The following is a 10,345-nucleotide window of genomic DNA, read 5'->3' as shown; positions in this document are numbered from 1 at the left end:
CATCGCCACTGGAGTAGGATGACATGTAGAGCATGTCCTCGACGCCGTTCACCTGCTGTTCGATCGGTGTCGATACCGCGTCCGCGATCGTTTGCGGATCCGCGCCCGGATAGGACGTCCGCACGACGATGGTCGGCGGCGCGATTTCCGGATACTGCGCGACCGGGAGCTGGAAGTAGGCAACGCTGCCGATGATGATGAGCACGACTGAGATAACCGACGCGAAGATCGGCCGGTCGACAAAGAAATGTGCGAACCTCATTGGGCTGCTCCCGCCGCTGACACTGCTTGCTGCGCCGTCGCGGGCACATCGTTGGGGTTCTCCCTGGGTAGTTGCACCGTAACCGGAGTAACCTTGGCGCCGGGGCGGACACGGACGACGCCCTTCACGACGATTTGCTCATCGCCCGTGAGCCCTGAGCGGATGACCCTGTAGCCATAGAGCTTGGGACCCGGACGAACGGATTTCGTCGTGACCGTATTGTCGGGATTGAGCACGTAGACCACTCGCTCGTTCTGGTCGGCGGCAATCGCTTCATCGGGAATGAGGATCGCAGTGTAAAAATTCGAACCTTCGATCTCGACGCGGCCGAAGAGACCGGGTTGAAGGACGAAGTCGGGATTGGCAAAACGGGCGCGTACGCGCAGCGTGCCGGTGGCCTGATCGACGGTATTTTCCGCGAAGTTGAGCGTGCCGGAGAACTTTGTCTGGTCGCGGTCACCGAGACGCACGCTTACCTTTAGGCCGCCGCCTCCCTCCTGCAGGACCTTCCCGTTCTTCCGCGCCGTCTCGGCGTAGTTGAGAAGACGGCGCTCATCGACATCGAAATAGAAGTCGATGGGATCGAGCGCGACGATCGTCGTCAGCTCGGTTTGGTCGGCCTGCACGAGGTTGCCGACCGAAATCAGATGGCGGTTGATACGTCCGGCCAGCGGGGCCGTGATCTTACTGTAGGTGAGATCGAGCCTCGCCCGTTCAACGCTTGCCTCGGATCCCTGGAGGTTCGCCTGCGCGGACTGCAGCTCCCTGCGTCGGTCATCGAGCGTCGACACCGTCTGGCTACCGGACTTTACCAGCGTGTTCACGCGGTTGAATTCCGACTGCGCGTAGGTCAGGGTGGAGCTGGCGACCGCAAGCTGGGCGGTGGCCTCGTTGAATGCGGTGATGAAGGGGCGCTGGTCGATCTCGAAAAGCTCGTCGCCCTGCTTGACCAACTGGCCATCCTTGAAGTTGATGCTCTGAAGGTACCCGCCGACCCTGGAGCGGATCGAGACCTGCTCGGAGGCCTGGAAGCGGCCGATGAAGTCGTCGTTGTCGACGACGTCTCGCACGACGGGCTTGGCCACGGACACCTGTGGTGGAGGAGGCGTTTCCTGAGCCTGGGCAGCTCCGGCGGACAGAACTACGCAAACCGGCAGAAAATATTTCAAAGTTGAATGGCGGAACTGCATCGATTACCTCCGACGTTTTGGATCGAGAAGCCACGGCAAGCGCCGTGACTTCGGTCTTTTCGTCGTTCTGCTGAATGGAATGTTCGTTTCGGGATTGAACGCCCGTTGCGTCCGACGAGCCCTTGAAGACTACTTGCTCTCACGTCGGTAGCGACACGGCCTCGGGATTTTTGTTGTATTTCTTCATCTTCCGACCTCCTTTGCGGGGATGCAAAAAGGTAGGACGGCGAAACTCGACGGTCCAATGACCTGTGGCTATGGAATCGATGCCAGCGACGGCAAGATCGGCCTCTCGGATCTCTCGCACGCGGCTCTGCAGCTATTCCCCGATCGGTTTCACCGCGTATTTTTGAAGGTAGGTGCTCCTGATCTCTTCCTGACTTCGAGGAGGTTGGGCAAAGACATGGGCCGGCGACAGCAACGGCGTGATCGAAGTGGTGTCGATTTTGACAACGTGATCGACAGGATACTCTTGGCCGTTCGTCGCCCGAACCCAGTCGGCGATCATCGAATACTCGTCATCGCCTGGCGGCAGTATCAACGCACGGCCCTTGAATCGATAACCGCGCCTCTGGAAGATGTCGACTACGTTAATTTCGACGGCGGGATTGCGCCTCAAGTTCCGTATCGTCCGGGGCGATGCGATATCGGCGAAGTAGAGAACGCCGTTTCTGACCGTCAAGGACGCTTTCGGCGAAAGATTGGGCGTCCCGTCCTCGTTGACCGTCGCGACGAACGACAGAATCGCTTGCTGGATGATCGCCGTCATGTCGGCAGTGATTTCAATCATAGATATCCTCGCTTGAAAGAAATTTGAGCGGCTCCATGCGTCGCTCGCCAGAACTCATCAAATGTTGATCTCGGCCTCCTGCCTGCGATCGTTCAACGGACCGCCGACTTTGACCCGGACGATGGCTCGAAGATTGGATTGACGACGGTAAGAAAGAAAATCACCTCTCGCCATGGAGTCGATAACTGACCGTTATCGGAATGGCTGAGAGGCGCTTGGCACGCCGTGCTGCGAGCGCGGCGCTTCCACGCACGCAAGGAAGTCGGCTCCTGCGTCGGCGAGACCGTCGGCTTCCTCACACGCCGGCTTCCGATGCAAGACGCGGAATTTGATCGTTCGCCCAGAGCAGCCGACGCGGCGTGAAACCAAGCTTCGCCTTGGCTCGCGCGTTGGATGCCCCCGTCAGGCTCATATGGTAGAAGACCGCCTCCTCACCGACGAGAGCCAACGCGTCCGCCTCACTCATTCGAGGCGGTACCGGCGCGTCGACCCAGCGGGCGAACGCCGGCATCCATTCGGACACAGGCAGCGGATCATCGTCCATAACATTGTATGTTCCGGGTTCGGCGGTGATCGCCGCAACGGTTGCCGCGACCGCGTCGTCAATATGGACGAAAGACCAGACCGCCGCGCCATCGCTGATAATTCTTGCCTCACCCTTGCGAAACTGCTCCGCAATCGCGCCGTCTGGACGATACCAAGTGCCCGGTCCGTAAAAGAATCCATAGCGCAGCACGACACCCTGTAACGCCCTCGAGCCCAAGACCCGATCTTCATAGGCGCCCATCACGCGCGTACTCTCGCCGATCGGACCGGGCGCATCGTAGCGAAGCCGGGCCGTCTCGTCGGCGAGTTGCCCCGACGGAGCGTCAAGATAGAAGCCACGCGATTGCAGGATATAGCGTGCGACGCCAAATTCCTGCGCTGCGGCGAACAGATTGGCACCGCCCTCCTCGTGGAGACGCGTGTCGTTTGGCATGGACCTGATGATGTCGGCGGGGTTCGCGGGCAGCCATGTAAGCTGGTCAATCACCACATCCGGCGCGGCGGCTGCGATTGCGTCGCATACTGCCCCTCGGTCGAAAGCATCAGCGGTGGAAGCAGACGCGCCGACCTCACGCAGTCGATCGACGCCTGGGCCGCCGCGTGTCATGCCCGTGACCTCGTGGCCCAGGGTGCGCAGCGCGCGTACGAGCGGAAGGCCCACCGCACCGGTGGCGCCGGCAACAAAGATTTTCATGAGAGGATGTCCTTCCTTCGAGATGTGAGCACCGCGGCAGGTGCGCTTTGCTTATTTTTCGATGGCCGCGTAGGCCGTGTTGCGGAAGCTGATCGCCATGCGGTCGTAGGCGTTCATCAGGCTGATCGCGATCGTGAGGTCGACCAGCTCCTTCTCGCCGAAAACCGCGCGCGCTGCCTGATAGGCGCCGTCCGGCACACCGGTCTGTGCCACGCGCGTCACCGTCTCGGCCCAGGCCAAGGCGGCGCGCTCGGTCTTGTTGAAAAGGTCGCCGCCTTCCTCCCAGGCATGAACCAGGGCGAGCTTCTCGATCGGCACGCCCCTCTTCGTGAGATCGCGTGTGTGCATGTCGAGCCAATAGCCGCAGTTGTTGATCTGCGAAACGCGGAGATAGACAACGTCGACCAGCTCGGCGGGCAGGTCGCTCTGCATGATATAGCCATACACACCTCCGAGGGCCTTGGCTCCGTTCGGAGCGATTCGGTTGTAATCCAGGCGTCTGGTCATTGGCTTCTTGCCTTGAAGGCTATTTGATGGGCGTAGTCAGCGCTTTGTCATCGGTGTCGCTGACGAACACGGCGAGCAGCTTTGCCGGCTCGGTCTTGCTCGCGTTGCGGCTGATCGAATGGGTTGCACCCGGCGTTTCGGACCAGCTCTCGCCTGCCCGATAGATGCGCGTCTCGCCGTCATTCACCTTCGACTCGATCGCACCCGAAATCACATAGGCGTAGATGAAAGCCGACTTCGCGTGGGTGTGGGAGGGCGAGGCCGCGCCTGGCGCATAATCGACTTCTACGGCGATCAACGACTTGCCAGGGATATTGGGAATGGCCGCCTCGAAGTTCTTCGTGACGGCTTCCGCTTTGCTATCATGGGCGGAGATGGGGCCGGCCATCGAGAGGGCGAGGACGGCGCAGGTGGCGGCGATGATGGTTCGGAACTTCACGGGCTTTTTCCTTCTTCAATATTGAAGCTGTCCTTGCGGGAGGCTCCGGGCAAAACGTAAGCGGTCATCGCCTGGGCTTGTTGATCACCGGCGGCTGCATCGCGCAGTGTCGATGCGGCCCGCGACGGTCTGATCAGGCTCCTTTCTGCGAGCGCCGTAACCACTCCTCGAGACTGATGCGGCCGAGACGCGCCTCGCCCAAGGGTACGAGCGACTTTTCCTCGATCCGCCCGCCGCGATATCGGGCTTCGGGATCTTTCACGACCTTCCGCGGGTCGCCGACAGCCTTCAAATAGCGAGCGACGATTTCGTCGAACTCCGCTCGTTCCGGGCCTGCGATCTCGACGATGCCGTTTCGCGGATTATCGAAGGCCACTTCGGCGACGACGGCGGCAACGTCGTCAGCCGCGATAGGCTGAAGCAGGCCCGGCGCAAGCCTGACGACGCTTCCATCCGTACTCGCATCAGCGATGCGGCCGAGGAATTCCAGGAACTGGGTCGAGCGGATGATCGTATAGGGGATACCGGAAGCCTCGATCAGTTTCTCTTGCGCGACTTTGGCGCGGTAATAGCCTTGGTCGGGTACCCTGTCGGTCCCGACGATGGATAACGTGATATGGTGCCGAATGCCCGCCGCGGCCTCCGCCGCAACAAGGTTGCGGCCGGAGGTCTCGAAGAATTCCAATACCGCCTGGGGGTCAGATGAAGGCGCATTGGAGAGGTCGATCACCACTAATGCGCCGGCCATGGCTTCTTTGAGCCCTTCTCCGGTGACGGTGTTGACGCCACCTTTGGGCGACGCCGCGATGACCTCCTGGCCGCCCCGGCGCAGAATGGCAACTGTCTTCGAGCCAATCAAACCAGTGCCGCCGATCACGACTATCTTCATGGTTTACTCTCCCTCGTCGATCGCCAGACGCCGCTGATCATCGTTTCGATGCGCCGCGAGAGGAGACGCAGGGCTCTTTCGAGGGACGTCCGGCAGAAAGCCAGGCGCGCGTGGCGTCGAGACGACGGATCCCGTCCGTCCTGCGGAAAGTCATGCTGCTAAGGCAGAGACAGGAGACATACGGCCCGGTCTTTCCTGGCAGGACATATTGCATGCATCGGCCTTCGAATTGTTGGCGAGGACCGGAATATATGGCCAGCCTTTTGGCCGTTAAACATCGATATCGCAGACTCCTGTATCCAGGCGTCCAAAATGCGTGATCCTCTGTCTGATATCCTCAGAGCCATGCGTATCACCGGCTTCTTGGAACTGGATCGCACCACAAAAAAATAGGGCCGCGGACGCGCGTTCTCACTCAAGTCTGAGGCGGGATGCAGTGAGGTCGCGGTGACGGTCAACGCATCATGTCTGAGAGACTCGTACTGAGCACGGCCTTTGCGCGATAAGCCCAGTTTGCGTATCAGCAGGACTAACCGCAATTTTGCGGAACTGGTCCAGTAAAAATGCTGCTCGCAAAAGGCTGATGTTGCGGCGAGGCTGAGCACTCAATTTTGATTATATCCCGACCCGCCTCCTTGACGGGCTTTGCCGCAGCATGGCGGAAGGACTGATATGGACGCGCATGTAATAGATAATCCTGCAGCCAAGCGCTTCGAGCTTGCCATCGGCGGTACCGTCGCCGTCGCTTATTACAAGATCGAAAGCGACAGATTTGTCCTACTTCATACGGAGGTCCCACAGGAGTTTTCGGGACAAGGGATAGGCACGAAGCTCGCCGAAGGTGTGTTCGAACAGCTGCACGCCGCCGGCCGTCGGGTGATCGCAAAATGTCCTTTCATGGCACGCTTCGCCAGCCGTCACCCCGAATATGCCAAAATGCTCGACGGCTGATGGCCGGATAAAGCCCGAGAGATTACGTCCCACCATCGGGATTCATTGCAATGCAGACTATGACATCCAGGAAGATAGGGATGAGTTCGGAAGACGCTAAAGGCTTTCGCGTGCACCTTGTCCAGCAACTGGCCGATCCCGGCTGCCCTCGATCCGCGGAGAGGATCAGCGTTGAGGAATTCGGCAGGTGCCACAACCTCGACAATTGCCAGATCCGGCAGTTGCAGCTGTTGTTCGGCCCGTTTGCGGGCAGGGACGAGTTGTGGGCGAACGTCCGCCGGCCTCCCCGCTTCAGGTAACGAAAACGGCCACTCCCTCACCCACTGGCGTGAGATCCCCCAGATAGTCCTTCTTTCCTGCCGGAGCCCCAAGATGCCGCAGAATCGAGTGCGCCACCGCGATATGGAAAAAGAAATCCGCTAGTACGACGTGTCGAATGTAATCATCTCCGCCGAACCAGCCCCGTGCAACCGACGGAGTCAGTTCATAAACGTGTGCCTGAGCGCTCGACAGATCTTCCGGCTGGATTGTTTGCAGGAAGCTGCGCGTTTCTAACAGACGTCCTTGAAGAGCGGGATAGATCATCGCGACGTCATGCGGAGTCGCCTGGTTTCGATTCATAAGCTTGGTCATGTGCAGCTCGACCTTGTTGCAGTTGACCGCGAATTGTTCACCGAACGTCAGCATGTCGGGAGCGAGCCTGGATGTCAGTACGCTTCCCGGATCAAGAGAATTGGAGCGCTCCAGGTTTTGGGCACAAAGCAAATAGTCGTCCATAACCGTGAGCCCATGCAGCATCACGGGAACGGTGACGTCGTATATCGAAAAGGACATGTTACCCTCCATTCATGTCCGATACCGCCATGCGCCGGGCTTGTCAGCGCCGAAAGGAGCTCCCTCTTTAGCCGAAGTTTCGGCAAATCCGCCCAAATTTCGGCGGTTTGTCTTTCGCCGTGCGCATCGCGAACGAAAGAGTATCAAGTGTGCCGGATGGAATTGAAAATTCCATTTGGCCATGCTTTCGATAGCCAGTGGATATCGTCGGCGCGACTCCGGAATCGTCGCGGACGATCGCGAATTTTTGGGCGAAACAACTCCTCTTCTCCAATCACAATCATACAAGGACGGAATGGAGACAACGCGTTGCGTCGTCCACACGGACGATTGGAGACGCATTGTAGACTCGCTGTGCATGGCAAGAATCTATGGTGACGCTCTTGCCGCGACTTCATCGCGGCCGTCATCTGTCGCGTCACCGAAAGCGGAAACTATGCATCATGTAAATAAGAGCATCGAAGTTGTTGAAAATGAATTTGCCCGAGATGTGGTCGCCGGATTATCGGCTGATGCGAAGACATTGCCAAGCCGTTGGTTATACGACGAGCGAGGATCCGCCCTTTTCGAAGAGATAACCAAGCTCGAAGAGTATTACCTGACCCGAGCCGAAACCTCGATCCTGCGAGAGCGGCAGGGGGACATCGCTGATTTTGTAGGCTCGGGCGCGATTCTCGTCGAGTATGGTGCCGGAGCCGGCATTAAGACCGAGCTTGTGCTGGCAGGACTGCGCGACCCACGCGGTTACGTGCCGATCGATATCGCCGATGCCTTCCTTGCAGAAACGTCGAAGAGGATTGCTTCGCGCTTCCCATCGCTCTGCGTGCGCCCCATCGAGCGCAATTTCCTGGATGTATTTGAGGTTCCGTTTGATGGCTCCGACGCCGGCAGGACAGGTTTTTTCCCGGGCTCGACGATGGGGAATTTGAACACGATCGAGGCGCAGGCTTTGCTTACGCAGATGGGGCGCCACTTGGGCGATGACGGACGCGCCATCATCGGTGTCGATCTCCAGAAGAACGTAGATACGCTTCTGCGTGCTTACGACGACAGCGCGGGCGTGACAGCCGCGTTTAACCTCAATCTCCTCGAGCGGATCAACACCGAACTTGGCGGCGACTTCCGTTTAGAGCAGTTCAAACATGTGGCGCGCTGGAACGAGATCGAGAAAGCCGTAGAGATGCACTTGGTCAGCCTATGCGATCAGCGCGTTAATGTTTGTGAACAGACCTTCCTCTTCAGAACGTCGGAAACCATCCACACGGAGAGTTCCCGAAAATATACGGTGGAGAGCTTCGAGCGGCTTGCCCGCTCTGGGGGATGGAGGGTTGCAGAGGCTTGGCAGGATGCGGACGCGTTATTCGGCCTGTTCGGACTCATTCGCTACTAAACCGCGAGCGTCAGATTGTCATTCATCCACTATGGGTAGCAAAAACGGCCTATTTGCTGCCCATTCATGTGCTGACTGAAATTATCATATTCGGGCCTTGAGGCTACACCAAACCATCCAGCTGAGCGATTGTGCACCGGCCTTCATTTAGGGTGATGGCAATTATTGATGCTCAACAATCCAGTCGAGCCGGAGCGCATAAAACCGTTCACATGACGCGCTGCGCGGAGCGTCCGCGTCAGACAGTGGTGTCCTGAGCCTCCGACCGTCGAGCTGATGCACCGTGAGGCTTTCTGGACGTGGGATGCGAAGCGCTTTGGCGAATATCGCGAGCTGATCTCGACAAACTGATGGGCACGATGGAAGTAGCGTCGGCCCAGTTGTCCGAGTGCCTGTTCGCCCCAGGAGCCAGCCTCCACATCGAGGGAGGCGATCTGCCGACCATATACTATGGTCTTACCGGCTCCGGCATGATCATCGTCGATGGCGAAGCAGCAATCGATCTCGTCCCGCACAGGCTCGTCGTGGCGCCGGCGAACAAGTCAATCGAGATCGTCGCGGACGGTTCATCATTCGGGCGCTCCCGTTCCGGCGCCTGCAGCATCAAGAAAAGCACCTTCGTTCCCGGCTCCGTGCACCGCTACGAGATCGGCGAAGGCGAGGCATCGTTTTCGCTTGTCTGCGGTTGCTTCCACGCGGTTTACGGTCCCGGACTGGATCTCTTTGCTTCGCTCGCTTCGCCGGTAGTTGAAACCTTTGATGCGTATGATCAGCTCGACCAGGTCATGAGCTATGCGATGGTTGAACTCGCTACGCACGAGATCGGTCGGGGACCGATGGCGTCAGCGCTGTTCAAGCTCGTGCTACTGACCCTGCTTCGTCGCTGTCTGACTTCGTCAAACGCTTGGGTGGAGCGCTTTTCGCTTTTGAGTGACCCGCCGATAGCGCGCGCGTTCGCGGAAATGGCGTCACGTCCCGCGGCGGACTTCAGCGTTCAAACCCTGTGCAAATCGGTTGGGTTGAGCCGCTCGGCGTTCATGGCGAGATTCACGGCTGCGTTTGGCGAATCGGCGATGTCTGTCCTGAGACGTCTTCGCATGCGGCATGCGGCGAACCTGCTGGCTGCCAACGCACTGTCCATCGAGCAAGTCGCACTTCAGGCGGGATATCAGAGCCGCAGCAGCTTCACTCGAACCTTCCGGCAGCACTACGGGACCGACCCTTCAGACTATCGGTCAGAAGCGAAACGCGTCTTAGTTGCGTATGAGACGGAAGACGGCGACGCCGCGTGATTAGCCGCCATCGGGCATTTGTCTTACTGATCTTAGGATCAGCGCCTCGGAAATTCTCGGTCAAGCCCGGAACATCAAGTTCGCTTACATAGTGGTAGGCGATCCAGCCCTGCCGCAGCCGGAAGCCGGTAGGCGACCCATTACGTGTTGATGGCGTCAGGCGGTCAGTCTGACCAAGCACCGGCGGCCCACGACCGCTTCTCATCAGAAAGCCAGGTGACGAAGGCAGTCAGTCCATCACCTTACATCCACACCTTTCCAGAATGCGATGTAACCTTTGATGGGCGCTGCAGCATCGGAGGGATCCGCATAATACCATGCCGCGTCTTCATTGGTTTTGCCATCGACGATAAGCGAATAGTAGTTCGCAAGGCCCTTCCATGGACACCGGCTGGTCGTCGCACTCTGCCTAAGATATTGGGTATTGACGGATTCAGGCGGAAAGTAGTGGTTGCCTTCGACGACAACAGTCTTGTCCGATTTCGCTATCACTGTCCCGTTCCACGTCGCGACTGCCATTTCTCATTCCTCTCCATGCGATAAGAGCCGATATAGCCCGGG

At 58.7% G+C, this 10,345-nt stretch carries 12 protein-coding genes; 3 read left to right on the top strand and 9 right to left on the bottom strand.

Annotated features, from left to right (window positions below):
* The 7 genes from ACPYOJ_RS24325 to ACPYOJ_RS24295 form a co-directional block, all read right to left on the bottom strand.
* Window positions 1-262, bottom strand: a 262-nt coding sequence (locus ACPYOJ_RS24325) for an efflux RND transporter permease subunit (protein ID WP_481418529.1), incomplete at its 3' end; no start/stop codon positions are given.
* Window positions 259-1,452, bottom strand: coding sequence for an efflux RND transporter periplasmic adaptor subunit (locus ACPYOJ_RS24320; protein WP_481418528.1), 1,194 nt, complete (start codon window positions 1,450-1,452; stop codon window positions 259-261). The genes ACPYOJ_RS24325 and ACPYOJ_RS24320, both read right to left, overlap by 4 nt.
* Window positions 1,453-1,771: 319 nt before the next feature.
* The gene (locus ACPYOJ_RS24315; RefSeq protein ID WP_481418527.1) at window positions 1,772-2,242 is read right to left on the bottom strand and encodes a pyridoxamine 5'-phosphate oxidase family protein; all 471 of its coding nucleotides are present in this window, start codon (window positions 2,240-2,242) and stop codon (window positions 1,772-1,774) included.
* A 295-nt stretch (window positions 2,243-2,537) separates the two neighbouring features.
* The gene (locus tag ACPYOJ_RS24310; protein WP_481418526.1) at window positions 2,538-3,482 is read right to left on the bottom strand and encodes an NAD-dependent epimerase/dehydratase family protein; all 945 of its coding nucleotides are present in this window, start codon (window positions 3,480-3,482) and stop codon (window positions 2,538-2,540) included.
* 51 nt (window positions 3,483-3,533) lie between these two features.
* Complete coding sequence (locus ACPYOJ_RS24305) at window positions 3,534-3,989, bottom strand: carboxymuconolactone decarboxylase family protein (RefSeq protein WP_481418525.1); 456 nt, start codon at window positions 3,987-3,989, stop codon at window positions 3,534-3,536.
* 19 nt (window positions 3,990-4,008) lie between these two features.
* Entirely contained in the window at window positions 4,009-4,377 is a 369-nt protein-coding gene (locus ACPYOJ_RS24300) for a cupin domain-containing protein (protein WP_481418532.1), read from the bottom strand.
* A 184-nt stretch (window positions 4,378-4,561) separates the two neighbouring features.
* The gene (locus ACPYOJ_RS24295; RefSeq protein ID WP_481418524.1) at window positions 4,562-5,317 is read right to left on the bottom strand and encodes an SDR family oxidoreductase; all 756 of its coding nucleotides are present in this window, start codon (window positions 5,315-5,317) and stop codon (window positions 4,562-4,564) included.
* Window positions 5,318-5,989: 672 nt separating this feature from the next.
* Between ACPYOJ_RS24295 and ACPYOJ_RS24290 the strand changes: the two genes are divergently transcribed.
* Window positions 5,990-6,268, top strand: a complete 279-nt coding sequence (locus tag ACPYOJ_RS24290) for a GNAT family N-acetyltransferase (protein WP_481418523.1) — start codon at window positions 5,990-5,992, stop codon at window positions 6,266-6,268.
* 291 nt (window positions 6,269-6,559) lie between these two features.
* On the opposite strand, the gene ACPYOJ_RS24285 is transcribed toward ACPYOJ_RS24290, so the two are convergent.
* A complete protein-coding gene (locus tag ACPYOJ_RS24285) occupies window positions 6,560-7,102 on the bottom strand; it encodes a DUF1993 family protein (RefSeq protein ID WP_481418522.1) in 543 nt (180 codons plus the stop codon).
* Window positions 7,103-7,538: 436 nt separating this feature from the next.
* Between ACPYOJ_RS24285 and egtD the strand changes: the two genes are divergently transcribed.
* Window positions 7,539-8,492 carry an L-histidine N(alpha)-methyltransferase gene (gene egtD / locus ACPYOJ_RS24280; protein WP_481418521.1) on the top strand — a complete coding sequence of 318 codons (954 nt, stop codon included), beginning with the start codon at window positions 7,539-7,541 and terminating at the stop codon, window positions 8,490-8,492.
* Window positions 8,493-8,842: 350 nt separating this feature from the next.
* Entirely contained in the window at window positions 8,843-9,784 is a 942-nt protein-coding gene (locus ACPYOJ_RS24275; protein WP_481418520.1) for a helix-turn-helix domain-containing protein, read from the top strand.
* 237 nt (window positions 9,785-10,021) lie between these two features.
* On the opposite strand, the gene ACPYOJ_RS24270 is transcribed toward ACPYOJ_RS24275, so the two are convergent.
* A complete protein-coding gene (locus ACPYOJ_RS24270) occupies window positions 10,022-10,303 on the bottom strand; it encodes a DUF427 domain-containing protein (RefSeq protein ID WP_481418519.1) in 282 nt (93 codons plus the stop codon).
* Window positions 10,304-10,345: the final 42 nt, after the last annotated feature.

It is taken from the genome of Rhizobium sp. SVR5-9E, assembly GCF_056755095.1.
This window is presented reverse-complemented; position numbering and strand designations above follow the sequence as displayed.

Excerpts from the sequence above, each read along its gene's own strand:
- ACPYOJ_RS24320 (WP_481418528.1), bottom strand. The coding sequence starts at position 1,452 with ATGCAGTTCCGCCATTCAACTTTGAAATATTTTCTGCCGGTTTGCGTA.
- ACPYOJ_RS24315 (WP_481418527.1), bottom strand. The coding sequence starts at position 2,242 with ATGATTGAAATCACTGCCGACATGACGGCGATCATCCAGCAAGCGATT.
- ACPYOJ_RS24310 (WP_481418526.1), bottom strand. The coding sequence starts at position 3,482 with ATGAAAATCTTTGTTGCCGGCGCCACCGGTGCGGTGGGCCTTCCGCTC.
- ACPYOJ_RS24305 (WP_481418525.1), bottom strand. The coding sequence starts at position 3,989 with ATGACCAGACGCCTGGATTACAACCGAATCGCTCCGAACGGAGCCAAG.
- ACPYOJ_RS24300 (WP_481418532.1), bottom strand. The coding sequence starts at position 4,377 with ATGGCCGGCCCCATCTCCGCCCATGATAGCAAAGCGGAAGCCGTCACG.
- ACPYOJ_RS24295 (WP_481418524.1), bottom strand. The coding sequence starts at position 5,317 with ATGAAGATAGTCGTGATCGGCGGCACTGGTTTGATTGGCTCGAAGACA.
- ACPYOJ_RS24290 (WP_481418523.1), top strand. The coding sequence starts at position 5,990 with ATGGACGCGCATGTAATAGATAATCCTGCAGCCAAGCGCTTCGAGCTT.
- ACPYOJ_RS24285 (WP_481418522.1), bottom strand. The coding sequence starts at position 7,102 with ATGTCCTTTTCGATATACGACGTCACCGTTCCCGTGATGCTGCATGGG.
- egtD (WP_481418521.1), top strand. The coding sequence starts at position 7,539 with ATGCATCATGTAAATAAGAGCATCGAAGTTGTTGAAAATGAATTTGCC.
- ACPYOJ_RS24275 (WP_481418520.1), top strand. The coding sequence starts at position 8,843 with ATGGGCACGATGGAAGTAGCGTCGGCCCAGTTGTCCGAGTGCCTGTTC.
- ACPYOJ_RS24270 (WP_481418519.1), bottom strand. The coding sequence starts at position 10,303 with ATGGCAGTCGCGACGTGGAACGGGACAGTGATAGCGAAATCGGACAAG.